At 49.4% G+C, this 16,824-nt stretch carries 11 protein-coding genes; 5 read left to right on the forward strand and 6 right to left on the reverse strand.

Annotation, left to right across the window (positions count from 1 at the left end):
- Positions 1–51: 51 nt before the first annotated feature.
- The 4 genes from HK25_RS02785 to hutI all read right to left on the reverse strand — a co-directional run bounded on the left by HK25_RS02785 (position 52) and on the right by hutI (position 5,582).
- Positions 52–1,557, reverse strand: coding sequence for an aldehyde dehydrogenase family protein (locus HK25_RS02785; RefSeq protein WP_086635222.1), 1,506 nt, complete (start codon positions 1,555–1,557; stop codon positions 52–54).
- Positions 1,558–1,999: 442 nt separating this feature from the next.
- Positions 2,000–3,229: an SMP-30/gluconolactonase/LRE family protein gene (locus HK25_RS02790; RefSeq protein ID WP_086635223.1), complete on the reverse strand. Its 1,230-nt coding sequence runs from the start codon at positions 3,227–3,229 to the stop codon at positions 2,000–2,002.
- Positions 3,230–3,526: 297 nt separating this feature from the next.
- Entirely contained in the window at positions 3,527–4,273 is a 747-nt protein-coding gene (gene hutC / locus HK25_RS02795) for a histidine utilization repressor (RefSeq protein WP_086554871.1), read from the reverse strand.
- Positions 4,274–4,349: 76 nt separating this feature from the next.
- Positions 4,350–5,582, reverse strand: coding sequence for an imidazolonepropionase (hutI, locus tag HK25_RS02800; protein ID WP_086635224.1), 1,233 nt, complete (start codon positions 5,580–5,582; stop codon positions 4,350–4,352).
- A 150-nt stretch (positions 5,583–5,732) separates the two neighbouring features.
- Here hutI and HK25_RS02805 point away from each other — a divergent pair, with 150 nt between their 5' ends.
- The 5 genes from HK25_RS02805 to HK25_RS02825 all read left to right on the forward strand — a co-directional run bounded on the left by HK25_RS02805 (position 5,733) and on the right by HK25_RS02825 (position 12,495).
- Positions 5,733–7,100: a formimidoylglutamate deiminase gene (locus tag HK25_RS02805; RefSeq protein ID WP_086635225.1), complete on the forward strand. Its 1,368-nt coding sequence runs from the start codon at positions 5,733–5,735 to the stop codon at positions 7,098–7,100.
- Positions 7,101–7,139: 39 nt separating this feature from the next.
- Positions 7,140–7,934, forward strand: a complete 795-nt coding sequence (hutG, locus tag HK25_RS02810; protein ID WP_086635226.1) for an N-formylglutamate deformylase — start codon at positions 7,140–7,142, stop codon at positions 7,932–7,934.
- A 98-nt stretch (positions 7,935–8,032) separates the two neighbouring features.
- Positions 8,033–9,730, forward strand: a complete 1,698-nt coding sequence (hutU, locus tag HK25_RS02815; protein WP_086635227.1) for a urocanate hydratase — start codon at positions 8,033–8,035, stop codon at positions 9,728–9,730.
- 4 nt (positions 9,731–9,734) lie between these two features.
- Positions 9,735–11,288 (forward strand): histidine ammonia-lyase, encoded by a 1,554-nt coding sequence (gene hutH / locus HK25_RS02820; protein ID WP_086635250.1) that lies wholly within the window; start codon positions 9,735–9,737, stop codon positions 11,286–11,288.
- 58 nt (positions 11,289–11,346) lie between these two features.
- Positions 11,347–12,495 (forward strand): alpha-hydroxy acid oxidase, encoded by a 1,149-nt coding sequence (locus HK25_RS02825; RefSeq protein ID WP_233127624.1) that lies wholly within the window; start codon positions 11,347–11,349, stop codon positions 12,493–12,495.
- A gap of 67 nt (positions 12,496–12,562) precedes the next feature.
- Here the strand turns inward: HK25_RS02825 and HK25_RS02830 are convergent, their stop codons facing one another.
- Positions 12,563–15,025, reverse strand: a complete 2,463-nt coding sequence (locus HK25_RS02830; protein ID WP_086635229.1) for a TonB-dependent receptor domain-containing protein — start codon at positions 15,023–15,025, stop codon at positions 12,563–12,565.
- A 327-nt stretch (positions 15,026–15,352) separates the two neighbouring features.
- Positions 15,353–16,819 (reverse strand): cytosine permease, encoded by a 1,467-nt coding sequence (locus tag HK25_RS02835; protein ID WP_233127626.1) that lies wholly within the window; start codon positions 16,817–16,819, stop codon positions 15,353–15,355.
- Between the last annotated feature and the right edge of the window lie 5 nt (positions 16,820–16,824).

Here is a 16,824-nt window from a genome sequence, read left to right on the forward strand (position 1 = left end):
GTAAAATAACGGTTAAAGGGGAGCATGCAACTATGCTCCCCTTTTTTTGACTCAAAAGAGACCAAGTTTCTTTTCAGAGTAGCTGGTGAGAATATTTTTAGTTTGCTGGTAATGTTCGAGAACCATTTTATGTGTTTCACGACCAATGCCAGATTTTTTATACCCGCCAAATGCCGCGCCGGCAGGGTAGATATGATAGCAGTTTACCCATACACGCCCTGCCTGCAGGCCTTTTGCGACCCGGTGGCAGATATTGCCATTACGAGACCACACGCCTGACCCAAGGCCAAACTCGGTGTCATTGGCAATTGCCAGTGCCTCGGCTTCGTCCTTAAATGTAGTGACGGTCAGAACAGGGCCAAAAATCTCTTCGCGGAAAATACGCATCGTATTATCACCGCGGAAGATTGTCGGCTGAACATAAAAACCATTGCTGAGGTCATTGCCAAGTTCTGGCTTTGCACCGCCGGTCAGTATTTCGGCTTTATCTTCATCGCGTCCAATATTGATATATTCAAGAATTTTGTTCTGCTGCATGAGTGAGTTTTGCGCACCCATCATGGTTTCAGGGTCAAGAGGGTTCCCTTGTCTGATAGCTTTTACCCGTGGAAGCACACGTTCAATAAACTTATCATAGATAGACTCATGAACCAGAGCACGGCTTGGGCATGAACAGATTTGCCCCTGATTAAGTGCAAACAGGGTAAAGCCTTCCAGGGCTTTGTCGAGATAGTCATCATCATGATCCATGATGTCTGCAAAGAATATGTTGGGAGATTTACCGCCCAGCTCCAGTGTTGCCGGAATCAGGTTTTCTGCAGCAGCATGCGCGATCATTTTGCCTGTTGGTGTAGAGCCTGTGAAGGCAATTTTCGCAATGCGGCTGCTGTTGGAAAGTGCTGACCCTGCATCTCGCCCCAGACCGTTCACGATATTGATTGTGCCGGCAGGAAAGAGATCACCAATGATTTCCATCAGTACCAGCATGCTGGCTGGTGTTGTTTCAGCGGGCTTCATCACCACGCAGTTGCCTGCAGCCAGAGCCGGGGCCAGTTTCCATGCACCCATCAGCAGGGGGAAATTCCACGGAATAATCTGCCCTACAACACCAAGAGGTTCATGAAAGTGATAGGCCACTGTATCCTGATCGATATCAGTAATACCGCCTTCCTGAGCGCGGATACAGCCGGCAAAATAGCGAAAATGATCGATTGCCAGGGGGATGTCAGAGCCCAGTGTTTCACGGATAGGCTTGCCATTATCCCACGTTTCAGCGCGTGCGAGAAGGTCGAGGTTGGCCTCCATGCGATCGGCTGCTTTGAGAAGAATGTTAGAGCGCTCGCCGATGGAGGTCCGTCCCCAGCTTTTAAATGCGTTATGGGCGGCATCGAGTGCAAGTTCTATATCTTCGGCTGTAGACTGTGGCACTTCGCATAATATGCGCGCATCAACAGGCGAGATATTTTTCATATACTGCCCTTTTACCGGGGCTTTCCATTCACCGTTAATATAATTTTCATAGCGTGATTTAAAAGGAGGGGCCTGAATGACTGACATGGGATACTCCATTTGTCCTGTTCATTGCCTGCATAAAATGCTGACTGATTTTTAATCAGGACTCTGCTTATCCTGATTACTATATTCTTTGATATATAGACAGGATAGAGTCTGCAATACGGTGGAGTGTCACATCATCGTGAAAAATGACACTCAGTGCCACTTTTGGTAGAGATGCTATTAATAAAGTATTATTAAAAAATAAATTCATTATAAAAATATTATATAAATCAATATGATGTTAAATATTTTTATTTTTTTCTAAAATTAATGGATGTAATAATAAAATGATATATTTTATTTGGCAATGTTTTATTTTTTTGGGGTGGTGTCTTGATGGAAGGGAGACTTACTGAGGTCGGGCGCTGTATATTGTGAAAATAAATTTCATCCGTTCATGAGAAACAGTAAAACCAGCCGCCCGGCCCATAATATGTGGCTTTTAGGATAACCCGGCACCCTGTGTCGCGACATCAAGAGTAAAAATGGAATCCCGAGCTGTCATGAAGAGGCGATTACGTTCAGGTCCGCCAAATGTCAGGTTTGAAATGGTGCGTGGCATACGGAGCCGGCCGATCATTTTACCCGCGGGATTATAAATAATTACGCCACACAGACCCAGGGAGCCACTGGCGCCAACCCATATATTGCCCATAACATCGGCTTTAATACCGTCAGGCATTAATTTTTCGCCGTTAAGAGTCATGGATGCGAAAGTGCGTTGATTAGTTAGTTTATTACCCGTGACATCAAAGGCATAAATATTACGAAATCCACCTCCGCCTGGGTGTGCGGCTTTATCTGCGCTGGAGGCGATATAAAGGGTTTTATAATCAGGCGAAAAACAGAGTCCATTGGGGCCGGCGAGCTGATTTTCTGTCAGAACGGCAGTGAGTTCACGTGTTTCGGGGTTAATATAAAAAACATGAGCCTGCTGTCCATAAGCGCCGCCCAGTTCAGTGCTTAGCTCCGTTCCCAGGTTCCAGGTCAGGTTGTCTGGTGTCGGTGCGTTGACACCCGGTTCGTTTGGGTGCCCCTCCCACAAACGGTCTCCATAATCCGGATCTGTGAACCAGATTCCTCCATTCTTATCAACGACAATATCATTGGGAGAGTTCAGACGTTTGCCTTGATATTTATCGGCCAGAACAGTGCAGGTTCCGTTATGTTCCCAGCGAATAACCCGACGCAGGCCATGCTCACACGTTAGCAGCCGTCCTTCATTGTCAAAGGTGTTTCCATTTGAATGATAGCTTTCCTTACGGAATACGGACATCGCATGCGTATCTTCAGCGTAGCGATACTGACTGCTTCCTGTTACGTCACTTACGAGCAGAAAGCGCCCTTCAACTGACCATGCAGGCCCTTCAAGCCACGAGACATTCCCTCGCCAGGCCTGTTCTAACGGTGCGTTCCAGGAAATGACTTTATTGAAAGACGGATCGTAGGATATAACATCGGGGTCAGGTGTGAAAGGCACGGGTGCCTGAGGCCCCCAGACTCTGGCTGGGGTGCTTATGACACTTGGCGGAGATACATTTTCACTGTTCGCAGCTAAGGCGTCGTGCTGTTTTATCAGTGTAGTGCCGGCAAGACCTGCGATGCCGGCAGCCAGAACTTTACGACGAGTTGTGCATGCCGGTAAATGTTGCTTGTCATTCAAATGAGGCATTTTATCAGACCTGTCACGCAATATGAGAAAATACTAAATTACTTAATGGTTGTTTTAAATAGTGGTAGTTATTTTATCAATGTGCAAATTTATGTAGTGCTGAGGCAGAGAGAAGCAGGCAGCTATGCATAGTAACATTTTATTTTTTTGGTGTTATCTTATTAACGAGGCAGGCTTATTTTCAGATTTGTGACGCTGCTAATGGTTCAGGCTTTTACTGTCGTCAGAGCGCAAATAAGCAGTTAAGCCTTATTCAGCTTAACTGCCTGATATATAATCAGATATCGTAAGTATTATTCAGTGATTTTTGAGACTATCCACCTGGTAACGTCCGCCAAGGCTGTAACGATTACCGGGGTAAGTGAAAATTCCCTTCATTACCGTTTTGCCCTGTACCCATGTGCGGCGCACGAGCTGAAGGCACGCCGTTGCAGGCTCATCCAGCTCCAGAAGCTGCTGTATTTTTTCCTCTGGTGTCACGGCAAAAATAACGTGTTCCATTTCATCCGGGCGAGCTATGTGTGTTAGCAAACGGTGCGGATGCAAAGAAGTGAAATCCTGCTCCAGGTAGTCCGGTGCAAAATGTGGTGAAACATAGCGTTCTTCAACCTGCAGGGGGATGTTATCTTCCATATGCACAATAACAGAATGGAACAGCTTGGCACCCGGGCGCTGATCAAAGGCCATGGCCAGATCCACATCGGCTCTGACAGCTTCAAGGGTTACCAGCCTTTGTGTGTGAGTGTGGCCCGCAGAGATAATATCATCTGCAATATCGCGTAGTTCAAGCAGCGGGGCGCGGGGCATCAGTTCTGCAACAAAAGTACCAACGCCCTGCGCACGGGTTACAAGCCCCTCTGTCATAAGCTCCCGCAAAGCTCTGTGCACGGTCATACGTGAAACTCCAAGAGTCTCGACCAGCTCGCTCTCTGAAGGGAGCCTCTCCCCGACATCCCATTCTCCACGGGTGATGTGATCAGTAATATATTTCTTTACCTGCTCATAGCGAAGCTGCGGGCGGGGAGCAGGAGAAGATGGTGTCATGAACTGATCCTTTGGTAGCGCGGGGTGTTTTGGTAAAATATGGACGTTTGTATCACCTGTATAGAGATTATGTTTTTTAGTTGTCTGTTTTGCCACCAAAGACCCGTGCCGAGGGCCTGACGCCACCAATCCAGTAAGAGAGCTCATGTGGGCCTGATATGGGCCAGAAAGCTATATCGGCAGCATAATTTTCCTGCAAAATACCCGTGATGTTTTGTAAGTTAAGCGCCCTGGCGGCAATTGTTGTAACGCCATGCAGGGCTTCAGCCGGTGTCAGGCGCATCAGGGTGCAGGCCATATTCATGGTGGTTGTCAGGTCGAGCAACGGGGAGGTTCCAGGGTTGCAGTCTGTGGCAAGCCCCATGGGCACTTTGTGCTTTCTGAAAAGATCTACCGGCGGCAGTCGCGTTTCGCGAATGAAATAAAAGGCTCCGGGCAGGAGCATAGCGACAGTGCCTGCTGTCGCCATAGCTTGAACACCATTTTCGTTAGCATATTCGACATGATCAGCTGACAGGGCCTTAAAGCGGGCTGCGAGAGCACAGCTGTCGCTGTCTGACATCTGGTCAGCATGAATGCGAACCGGCAGGCCAAGTTGTGCCGCGGCCTGAAAGATTTGTTCGGTTTCGGATCGTGAGAATGCTATAGTTTCACAAAAGACATCGACACTGTCAGCGAGTTTTTCTTCTGTTATGCGAGGTAACATATCATTGATGATGGTGCTGACATAGTCAGTCTGACGGCCGGCATATTCAGGTGGCAGAGCATGTGCACCCAGGAAGGTTGTATGCACACGTATGGGAAGGTGCTGTTCAAGGGCACGGCCTACACGCAGCAGCTTGAGTTCATCTTCCAGGGTCAGACCATAGCCTGATTTCACCTCGATAGTCGTGGTGCCGCCTGCAATCATACGCTTGGCACGGGTTATAGCCAGTTCAAGCAGCTGCTCTTCAGACATTGCACGTGTGGCTGCTACAGTAGCATTAATACCGCCGCCTTCGTGTGCAATCTGCTGATAGCTGACTCCATTAAGGCGCTGGCTGAATTCGTTACTTCGATCACCTGCATAGACAAGATGGGTATGGGCATCTATCAGCCCCGGGGTAGCCCATTTCTGCTGCATAGAGATAACAGATCGTGCAAGTTTTTCGGGGGCGTCAGGAAGATCAGCTTCAGCGCCAATCCACGTAATTTTACCATTTTTCGCTGCAATGGCGGCATTTTTAATGCAGCCATAAGGGTCAGATGAGCTGATGCGCGATGGTGCCATCGTGGCTAAGTGAACGTTCTTCCAGAGTGTATCCCACATGGCATCCTGCTTTCTTAGTCTGTGAGATACCATACAAAGGTATATACAAATAAGTCAAATCCGTTATGGTTTCAAAACGACAACGGTCAGATTCCGCCTGGAACAGCTTTAATGATGTGGGTGGAAGCTGAGTAAAATGGGTATGACTGCATGACCGGAATTTTTGTGAAGCAGGCTCTTCTCCCTGAGGGGTGGAGAAAAAATGTCTCCTTAGTTATCGGGCCGGATGGCAGATTTTCTTCTGTCACAGCCGACAGTCAGCCCTCCAGAGGGATGGAACAGTATGAGATTGCTCTGCCACCTCAGATCAGCCTGCATTCTCACGCTTTTCAGCGTGGTATGGCCGGGTTTGCTGAGCGCCGGCAAACGCCATCTGACACTTTCTGGACATGGCGCACGCTGATGTATCAGCTTGCCGGTCATATCTCTCCCGATCAGATGGAGGGGATTGCCGCTTTTTTGTATATGGAAATGTTACGCGCAGGCTATACGCAGGTTGCTGAGTTTCATTATCTGCATCGTGATAAAAATGGCAGTGCTTACAATCAGCCTGCCGAAATGGCGATGAGAATTGCCGCAGGTGCACAAACCGCAGGGTTGGGTGTTACGGTTTTGCCGACGCTCTATATGTATGCAGGGTTTGGACAGAGACCTTTGCAGGATGAGCAGCAACGTTTTGCCTCGACACCGGGTTTTATAGCTGAAATTATCAGTGATCTCCGAAAGCAATGGCAGGGGAGTTCCCTTGTTTCTGTCGGGCTGGGTCTGCATTCTCTGCGTGCGGTCGGGACAGAAGATATTAATGCGCTTGTTTCGGCTGTCGCTCAGTCATCACCCGTACATATTCATATTGCGGAGCAAATCGGGGAGGTAGAACAGTGCCTTGCCGCGACAGGGCAGAGGCCCGTCGCCTGGCTGTTCGAGCATGTGCCTGTTGATGCCCGCTGGTGTCTTATACATGCGACTCATCTTACGTCGCCTGAGGTCACGAGGATTGCAAAAAGTCAGGCTGTGGCAGGTTTGTGCCCGGTGACAGAGGCCAACCTCGGAGACGGCTTTTTTCCGTTTGTTGAATATGTTGCAAAGAACGGCCGCTTTGGTATCGGGTCAGACAGTAATATTCTGATCAGCCCGGCTGAAGAGCTGAGGCTGCTTGAATATGGCATGCGTTTATCTGCACAAAGTCGCTGCCTTGCTTTGCCCCAGGGTGAGCTGGGTTCAACCGGCGGGTGGCTATACCGCCAGGCTCTGGCAGGCGGGGCTCAGGCCTGTGGTCTTGCACAGTGGGGGCTAACGCCAGGTGCCCGTGCTGATTTATGTGTGCCTGATGAGACGCAGTTTATTCATCCTGGCCTTGAAGGTGATGCTGTTTTAGATGCTGCGTTATTCACTCTTCCGGCATTGCCTGTCAGGCATGTGATGTCAGCTGGTGAGTGGCGGGTGCGTGATGGGCATCACCCTCAGCAGGAGCGCCTTACACAGCACTTCAGAGCCATTATGCGTGAAATTTTTTCCTGATTTTTAAAAATAAAAGAGCAGAGAAAGAGGTCAGAGACGATGCTTCCGGTTTATTCTTTTACACCAGGTGATATGCCAGTGCTGATTACTTTGCCTCATGCTGGCCAGAGCCTGCCAGAAGGGCTGGCCCTGCGTATGACAGAGCATGGCAGCACCTTGCCTGACACAGACTGGTATATGGAGACGCTTTACGATTTTGCGCAGGCTCTTGGTGTTGGCGTACTGCGTGCAAATTACTCACGCTATGTCGTTGACCTGAACCGAGGGCCAGATGACGGCGTGCTGTATCCCGGGCGCCCCAGCACCGGGCTTGTGCCACACTTCACCTTTTCCGGTCTGCCAGTTTACCGTGAAGGAGAGGAGCCTGATGCGCAGGAAACTGTGCTGAGAACCAGGCTGTTCTGGCGTCCTTACCATGATCAGATAGAGCAGGAGCTTGGCCGTTTAAAAGAAAAATGGGGGCATGCTGTTTTGTGGGATGGTCATTCTATTGCTTCCACTATTCCTCGTTTGTTTGAAGGGGTTTTACCCGACCTTAATTTTGGCACCAATATGGGGCAGGCCTGTGCGCCGGCACTTGCTCAGGCTTTGGTGGCTCAGGCAGCACAGGCTTCGCACTATACCCATGTTCTCGACGGGCGTTTTAAGGGGGGGTATACGACTCGTCATTACGGGCAGCCAGATCAGAATATACATGCTGTACAGCTTGAACTTGCGCAAACAACCTACCTGGAAACTGAAAAATCTCCCTGGCCTTTAAGTGTGCAGAAAGCTGCACAGCTTAAGCAAACCCTGCTTCAGCTTCTGCGCTGTGCTCTGGCGTTTAAGCCCTGAAAACGTCAGAAGTGTTTTTTTTAATTTATTCCAGATTGACAACGAAATTGTATGACGCTTAACTAAAAGTATATACAAGTATGAACAAGGGTTGGAAAATGAGTGACGCATCTGCAGTTTCAAATAACCGCCTTGCTAATGACCGCATTATCCGCTCTCCGACAGGGACGGAGAAAACAGCTAAAAGCTGGCAAACTGAAGCTGCCTTGCGCATGCTGATGAATAACCTGGATCCTGAGGTGGCTGAGCGTCCCTCAGAGCTGGTTGTCTATGGTGGTATAGGTAGAGCTGCACGAAACTGGGCATGTTATGACCAGATTGTTGCCAGCCTGCGTGAGCTGGAGGATGACCAGACCTTACTGGTGCAGTCAGGTAAACCGGTTGGTGTTTTTCGCACACATGCAGATGCCCCACGTGTGCTGATTGCAAATTCTAATATCGTGCCGCACTGGGCAAACTGGGATAAATTTAACGAGCTCGACCGCATGGGGCTGATGATGTACGGCCAGATGACCGCTGGTTCGTGGATCTATATTGGTTCGCAGGGTATTGTTCAGGGCACTTATGAAACTTTTGTCGAGATGGGGCGGCAATATTACGGTGGCAGCCTGAAAGGCCGATGGATTCTGACCGGCGGTCTGGGCGGTATGAGTGGTGCGCAGCCGCTGGCTGCCGTGATGGCCGGAGCCTCTATGCTGGCTGTTGAGTGTGAACCTGGCCGTATTCAGAAACGTCTTGATACAGGCTATCTTGATTGCCGGGTGGATACGCTTGATGAAGCGCTTGAGCTGATTACCGCAGCCTGTGCAGAGGGTAAGGCGATTTCGGTTGGCCTTTTAGGTAATACGGCAGAAATCTTCCCGGAGCTGGTACGCCGTGGTGTGCGCCCCGATGCCGTAACAGATCAGACCTCTGCACATGACCCGCGGAATGGTTACCTGCCCAAAGGCTGGACACTGGAAGAAGCAGAGCAGAAACGTCTGACTGACCCTGCTGCAGTAGAGAAAGCAGCCCGTCAGTCTATGCGTGAGCATGTCGAGGCTATGGTGGCTTTTCACCGTATGGGTATTCCTACTTTTGATTATGGTAATAATATCCGTCAGATGGCTTTTGAAGAAGGTCTTGAGGATGCATTTGCGTTCCCCGGGTTCGTGCCTGCCTATATCCGGCCTCTGTTCTGCCGTGGTATCGGGCCGTTCCGCTGGGCTGCTCTCTCAGGTGACCCGGAAGATATTTATAAAACCGATCAGAAAGTGAAAGAGTTGCTGCCTGATGACGTTCATCTGCATAACTGGATGGATATGGCACGGGAGAAAATTCATTTTCAGGGGCTGCCATCTCGTATCTGCTGGGTAGGGCTGGGTGACCGTCATCGCCTGGGGCTGGCCTTTAACGAAATGGTTGCAAAAGGTGAGCTGAAAGGCCCGATTGTGATCGGCCGTGACCACCTTGACAGTGGTTCAGTTGCCAGTCCTAACCGTGAGACTGAAGCCATGCGTGATGGCAGTGATACTGTGTCTGACTGGCCCTTACTGAATGCACTGCTTAATACAGCATCCGGGGCTACTTGGGTGTCGCTGCATCATGGTGGTGGTGTGGGTATGGGTTTCTCACAGCATTCGGGCATGGTCATTGTGGCTGATGGCACAGCCGAGGCTGCCCGCCGCCTTGAGCGCGTGTTGTGGAACGACCCTGCAACCGGTGTTATGCGCCATGCAGATGCCGGCTACGACATAGCTGTAGAATGCGCGCATGAAAAATCTCTGAACCTGCCAATGATTAAACGTGGAGCCTGAGGGCATGACTGCATCATCTTTTATACTGCACCCTGGTCAGCTGACTTATGCAGATATGCGCTCTTTCTTTTTCTTGCCTTCCATGCAGATAGAGTTATCTGCCGAGGCAGGTAAGGTGCTTGACGTTGCTGCTTTGTCGGTTGAGCGTATTGTTGCACGAGGTGAGCCGGTTTACGGTGTGAATACAGGCTTTGGTAAGCTGGCAAAAACCCGTATCCCGGATGATAAGCTGAAAGAGCTGCAGCGTAATCTTGTGCTGAGTCATGCTGCTGGTATTGGCGCGCCAATGAACGAGGCTGTGGTCAGACTGATTTTGCTGCTTAAGGCTAATGGTCTGGCAAGAGGGTTCTCCGGCGTGCGCAAAGAGGTTGTTACCCTGCTGCTGGCGATGCTGAATCGTGGGGTTATACCGGTTATCCCTGAAAAAGGGTCAGTGGGTGCATCAGGTGACCTTGCTCCTCTGGCACATATGAGTGCAGTTGTTATTGGCGAAGGACATGCCTTCTATAAAGGTCAGAAAATGACCGGAGCAGAGGCACTGCAGGCTGCCGGTCTGACGCCGGTTGAGCTTGGCCCGAAGGAAGGACTGGCGTTGCTTAATGGCACGCAGGCCTCAACGGCGCTGGCATTGTCTGGTCTGTTTAAGGCTGAGCGTGTGTTCCAGGCAGCTCTTATTGCCGGTGGTCTGACGCTTGATGCCGCACGGGGCACAGATGCTCCTTTTGACCCGCGCCTGCACGTGCTGCGCGGGCAGCGCGGGCAGATAGAAACGGCGGCTGTATATCGTAGTCTGCTTGAGAATTCCTCCATTCGTGATTCACACAGGGAGGAAGATGAGCGCGTTCAGGATCCGTACTGCCTGCGGTGTCAGCCTCAGGTTATGGGTGCATGTCTTGATACGTTGCGTAATGCGGCCAGAACGCTGGTTATTGAAGCCAATGCGGTCTCTGACAACCCCATTCATTTTGCAGAAACAGATGAAATGATTTCAGGTGGCAATTTCCATGCTGAACCAGTGGCTATTGCAGCAGATACAATCGCAATAGCTGTTTCTGAGGTGGGTGCAATTTCTGAGCGTCGTCTTGCTATGCTGATGGATGCACAGATGAGTGGTCTGCCACCCTTCCTGGTTAAAGAGAGTGGCCTGAATTCTGGTTTTATGATTGCACAGGTTACAGCTGCAGCTCTGGCGTCAGAGAATAAAACGCTGGCGCACCCGGCCAGTGTTGATAGCCTGCCAACCTCTGCTAACCAGGAAGACCATGTCAGTATGGCAACTTTTGCAGCCAGACGCCTGGAAGATATAGTGGATAATGTTTGTACGATTATTGCTATTGAAGGGCTGGCAGCAGTGCAGGGGCTTGATTTTCTTGCGCCGTTGCTCACATCGCGCCCGCTTTCTGTGGCAAAGGATGCTGTGCGTGAGAAAATTGCCTTTTTTGCACAGGACAGGCTTTTTACCCCGGATATTGAAGCAATGCGTGAGCTGATAGCTGGTGGAGTGATAGCTGACAGAGTGAAGGAGTTTGTGCCATTGCCGGAGTGTAGTGCTGTCTGAGCCTATAGTTCTGCTCCTGCCCCCGGCATTGTCCGGGGGTTTTTTGTATTGAGAGGTTATGATGGCCTGTGTTGATAGTGCAGAGTTACAGAAAAAAGCAGAAAAATTCCTCCCGCGGTTATTTCGTGACTATGTGGCAGGTGGTGCCCATGAGGAAAGAACACTCCGCGCTAATCGGGATGAGTTCAGAAAATGGACGATCATACCACGCTGTCTTCGTGATGTGTCATCTGTATCAACAACAACGCAGTGGCTTGGTTATGACTGCTCCGCTCCTTTTATGCTGGCACCGGTTGGTTTTGCGGGAATGATGCGTCAGGGTGGTGATCTGATGGCTGCACGAGCTGCGGCGAAAGAAAAAATTCCTTTTTGTGTATCAACATTTTCAATCGCTTCACTTGAAGAAATATGTCAGGTGCCGGGTGCGGATGTTCTGGCTCAGATTTATGTTTTTCGTGACCGTGATATAACCCGTGATATGATGGAGCGTGCGCGTAAATGTGGTGTGCGTACGCTTATTCTCACAGTAGATACGCCTGTTACCCCACTGCGGCCACGTGATGAGCGTAATGGTTTCAGGCGGCTCAGTAAGTCATCTCTGGCTCAGCTGGCCTCTTTTGCGGCAGCCTGGCGCTGGGGTGCTGGCATGGCGTGTCATGGTATGCCTCAGCTGCGTAATTTAAGTGCTTATGGCATGGGGCATTCTTTGCTTGAGCAGGCAAAGAATGCTGCATCGCAAATTGACCCTGGTCTGACATGGCGTGACCTTGAATGGTTCAGAGCACAGTGGAGCGGTCAGCTGCTTGTTAAAGGTATTATGCATGCTGATGATGCCGCACGTTGTGTGGTTGCCGGGGCTGATGCCGTTATAGTTTCTAACCATGGCGGCCGGCAGCTTGACCCCGCACCTGCAACCCTTGCTGTTTTGCCTGAGATTGTACAATCAGCCGGACAGCATTGTTCTGTGGTGATCGATAGTGGTATTCGCCGTGGTGGTGATGTTGTAACATCTCTTGCGCAGGGGGCTTCACTTACAGCATCAGGCAGGCCATGGGCCTGGGCAGTTGCTGCAGGAGGAGAGTCCGGGGTCCGGGAGATGATCTCCCTGCTGCGCCGGGAGATATATGATGTACTTGCCCTCTCAGGGCACAACAGTGTTAAAAGTTTGCGTTTAGCTGGTGTGGATGTATTAAAACGGCAAAAATGATTTTGTTTTTTGCTCTGCATACCCCTGTTGTCAGCTTATGATAACAGGGGTTTTGTTTAGTCACATATCAGAAATTAGCACTCAGTGAGCCAAAGAACATACGCGGTGCGCCAACCAGCATAGACTGGTAAGCCAGCGCGCCCTGGCCTGTGCTGAGAGGGTTGCCGTTTTCGCCCATCGTTGAAATGTAGCGGTTATTTTGCAGGTTTGTGATGCTAAAGCTGAGTGTAAGGTCTTTTACCGCTGAAACAGAGTTGCGGAAGGCTTCAAGCTTGCCAAAATTATACTGAACGCCAAGATTACTGAGCCAGTAACCAGGAATTTTGACATCACCGGTATAGCTGTAGTTACGCTTGCCGATATAGTTGGCATCGACATAAGCCGTTACACCCCGCCATTCGTATGAAAGACGTGTTTTATACATAAATCGTGGATAGTTAACGATTTGCTTGCCTTTTGTACCATAAGATGTGCCGGCTTCAGTCAGGTTATTATCGTAAGTGGCGTGGTCATAGCTGATGCTGTTTGTAAAAGAGAGGTTCCTGATCGGCATGATTGTAATGGCTGCATCTACACCATTCATGGTTACGCCACCAACGTTAGACACTGTAGAGACAGGATTAACGGCTGAACCGGAAGTGATTTGCTGCAGTCGGTTATTAAAGTTTGTGCGGTAGGCATAAACCGACGCCCCGACAAAGCGGCTATTGTACCGGTAGCCCAGCGCATAGGTCCAGTCAGTTTCTGGTTTAAATGAGTTGCGACCAGCATCAAACGCAGTTTGGGAGATGGCAAAAGGGGAGTTGGAGAGTTTGTAGCCAGATTGTGCATAGGTATGCACGTTTTCTGAAATATCAAAATAGAGTTCATGATGTTTCAGGAAGTGCCAGTCAGCACTGATGTGTGGCAGGAATGGTTTTGATGTGGTCAGCCCAACGCCACTGGCAATATTAGAGCCTGCGCCATAATAATCGTCATTAATAAAACCATTGCCTACGCGCGTTGTTGCCAGCACTGATTTGAAACCAAAATGCAGGGCCAGATTGGGCAGGATACGATAGGTGTCCTGAACAAAGGCTGTGAATGTATTGGTATTATATGTCTGGTTATAAATTTTTGCGAACGGGTTTGACCAGTGCCCAAGGGGGTTAGGAATGGCAGATGTCAGCTGGCCATCAACGATATTTGGCATTTCATATGCGAACATATTTGACTGGTAATGGTTATTTTCATACCACACGCCACCGCTGATATCGTTATGTGCAATATTGTAATGTAGCTGAGAAAGAATACCAAATCGACGAATAGAGGGTTCTTTGACCAGCTCAGACAATGGTGAGCCGTTAGGTGATGAATAATAAGGTGTGGTCCAGGTTGTCTGGTTTGTTTCTCCGTGCCCGTAGGCTGTTGTGTCCCAGGTGAGTTTATCAGTCAGCTGCATATGAGATTTAATGCCGCCAAATGTATCATCAGTATTCAGCACGGCATCATAATAGGCAGAATCTTCCGGGTCTTTGAGCTTATTAAAACCAGGAGGAAATATACCGTTTGCGGCGTTAATAGCTGCCTGAAGGCCGCTTTGCTTACCGTTATAATAATTAGTTGTTTTATAGCCGACATTACTGAGCATTTCGGGAGAGACATCAGGAGTCGAAAACTGGTGAAGGTCTGCCCAGTCAAAAAAGGCTGATATACTGCTGCTTTCACCAACCGGCTGCACAAATTTGGCGTTGACCTGCTGCATGAACTGATCCCCGGTGCCTTTCCAGATTTGTCCGTCCTGTCGCATGTAAGAGGCATAAAAACGTGTGCCGGTGCTGTTGAGGTCGCCACTGTCAACACGGGCAAAGGTATGGAAGTTTGCGTAGCTGCCAAAACCCTGTGTGACGGTGCCGCCAAATTTATGAGCGGGGTCGCGTGAGATGTAGGAAAACGAACCGCCAAGGTTGTTTGTCGCGGCAACAGATTCGGCTCCGGCTGATTCAGACACAACAATGCGGGCAACGTTTTCTGACGAAATAGCCTGAATAGTATTGAGACCGTTATAGTTACGAACAGTCTGTTCGCCCAGAGGCATACCATCGAGAGTCATCCCGATTTCCTGCTGCTGAAAGCCGTGCATAAATACCTGGTTAGACCAGACATCAATACCCTGTGGCTGTGCTGTCTGAAACATGATGCCAGGAAGCTGTGCCAGAGTTTTCAGAGGGTTTGTACCTGCCGGAGCCTGAGACAGAAGTTTCTGGCCAATAGTGACCACAGCACCATGTGGCACATTATGTGAGCGTACTTCAAACTGTTCAGATGTGGAACTGAGATAAGTTGCAGGTTCCTGTGGTGTGGCTGTTTTTTGTTTTACACTGGCTTTAGATACAATTTTTGCATTTCTGGCCGGTGGAATATGTTTTCGTGCAGTGATGTGCGGTGTTTTATGAACCGGGGTTGCCGCTCGCGCATAACCGCTGCCTATCGGAATAAACGCGGAGGACAATAGTAATAGTCTGGTCAGTGAAACGGTGCTGGGTCTCATGCGTCTGAACTCCACCGGTGCAGTTATGGGGGCAGGAGAAGAAAAGATATAGACAATATGTTTTTGTTCTATTGGTTCAGCAATTTTTGATTTTGATGCACCAATTTCGATAAGAACCCTAAGTTGTCCATACGAGTTAGGTCAATAGGATTCGAAACGATTGCGAAATATTTTTTTTAATGTGGTTTTTATGAAAAATTAAAGCAACAACAAGATGATACGTTGCGCGATAAAGTATGCACCTGAGTTGGAGGCATGATTAGCAAAAAGCGCGCAGAGTGTCTGCGCGCCTGGTTGTGTCAGATAAACTCGTTCAGGTTATGATTTTTACGAAACCTTACGGCGTTTGATAGAAAGTATATAAAACAGTGATGTCAGAATAAGGCCGGCAGCCCACGAAATATCGGTATGATCCATCATGCTGGCAAAAGGGCCGGTATAAAACGTATTTGATATAAAAGGAATTTGCACAGCAATGCCAATTACGTAGCATATAAGGGCAGGCGTATTATAACGCCCGTACAGGCCTCCGTCCGCTTTAAAAAACGAAGCAACATCATAAGTGCCATGTTGCACAAGGTAGTAATCAATCAGGTTGATCGCAGTCCATGGGATCATAATGATCATCAGAAAATTAAGAAATTCTGTATATGTCTCCATAAAATTGTGCGTCATGAGCATAGTGAGTGCGAGCACAAAAAGCATGATTCCTGCTGTAATCAACATACGTGTTTTCATGCCAAAATGACGTTTGGGGCAGGCCATTTGCAGTAGCATGAGGGAAGACAGGCTACCGCAGTATATGCTCATACCATTGGCGACAGTAATGCCGATAATCAGAGTAACCATGACAATCGGGCCGCCGCTGCCCAGATAATGCATGAGCGTTGGCAGAATATCTGAGCCATGGGGTGTGACTGCCCCCAGTGTTGCACCAAGAAACATAGGAAGGATTGTGCCCAGAGCAGAGCCCCAGTAGGTAGCATGAAAAGCGTGCTGTGCTCCCTGTTTGCTGTCTGGCAGATAGCGTGAGTAGTCTGATACATAAGGCGCGTAAGCCAGCTGCCATAAAGCAGCAACAGAGACGGCACCCATAAAGCCTGATAATGTGGTGTGCCCGAAATGATGGAGGGTTGCCATGGCGTCACTGTTGCTCATAACGACGACCAGTGCCCATATAATGGCGGCTCCGCATGCCACAGAGATGATTTTTGTCATGGCATGAATAGTGCGATACCCCCAGAAGGCAGGGAAAGCTGACAGCACCGTGACAGCCAAAACGCCGCCTGTGTAGCCAAGCCATGGCACAGATAACTGAAAGCCTTCACCCCCGACAACCAGGTTAGAAGCTGAGAAACCAACATAAATAAAGACTACCAGGGCAATCATAGGCACAGCTCCCATGGAGCCAAACTGCCCACATGTCTGTACCATTTGCGGCACCCCCAGTCGTGGTCCCTGTGCCGCATGCAGTGCCATAAAGACACCGCCAATCAGGTTGCCGGCTAAAAGAGCCAGGCAGCCTGTCATGAGGGGGAGGTGAAAAACTACTGACGCCAGTGCACCGGTAATAACTGTCAGAATAGTAGTGTTCGTGCCAAACCAGACGGAGAACAGGTCGCGCGGGTGTCCCATTCTTTCAGAGTGAGGAATGGGGTAGATGGTTCTGTGTTCAATTGTTGCGGCTGTACCGGTAGTGGGTTGCTCAGTGGATGGAAGTGTCATGCCGTGATCCTGCGTGCCAGCGATATCTGTGGGCATAATAGTATTTTCCTGTGCAGTATTATATGTCATTAGTA

Source organism: Acetobacter sp. DsW_059 (assembly GCF_002153695.1).
Lineage (GTDB): Bacteria > Pseudomonadota > Alphaproteobacteria > Acetobacterales > Acetobacteraceae > Acetobacter > Acetobacter thailandicus.

Bases quoted from the DNA above. Each gene is read 5' to 3' on its own strand.
- HK25_RS02785 (WP_086635222.1), bottom strand. From the start codon at position 1,557: ATGTCAGTCATTCAGGCCCCTCCTTTTAAATCACGCTATGAAAATTAT.
- HK25_RS02790 (WP_086635223.1), bottom strand. From the start codon at position 3,229: ATGCCTCATTTGAATGACAAGCAACATTTACCGGCATGCACAACTCGT.
- hutC (WP_086554871.1), bottom strand. From the start codon at position 4,273: ATGACACCATCTTCTCCTGCTCCCCGCCCGCAGCTTCGCTATGAGCAG.
- hutI (WP_086635224.1), bottom strand. From the start codon at position 5,582: ATGTGGGATACACTCTGGAAGAACGTTCACTTAGCCACGATGGCACCA.
- HK25_RS02805 (WP_086635225.1), top strand. From the start codon at position 5,733: ATGACCGGAATTTTTGTGAAGCAGGCTCTTCTCCCTGAGGGGTGGAGA.
- hutG (WP_086635226.1), top strand. From the start codon at position 7,140: ATGCTTCCGGTTTATTCTTTTACACCAGGTGATATGCCAGTGCTGATT.
- hutU (WP_086635227.1), top strand. From the start codon at position 8,033: ATGAGTGACGCATCTGCAGTTTCAAATAACCGCCTTGCTAATGACCGC.
- hutH (WP_086635250.1), top strand. From the start codon at position 9,735: ATGACTGCATCATCTTTTATACTGCACCCTGGTCAGCTGACTTATGCA.
- HK25_RS02825 (WP_233127624.1), top strand. From the start codon at position 11,347: ATGATGGCCTGTGTTGATAGTGCAGAGTTACAGAAAAAAGCAGAAAAA.
- HK25_RS02830 (WP_086635229.1), bottom strand. From the start codon at position 15,025: ATGAGACCCAGCACCGTTTCACTGACCAGACTATTACTATTGTCCTCC.
- HK25_RS02835 (WP_233127626.1), bottom strand. From the start codon at position 16,819: ATGACATATAATACTGCACAGGAAAATACTATTATGCCCACAGATATC.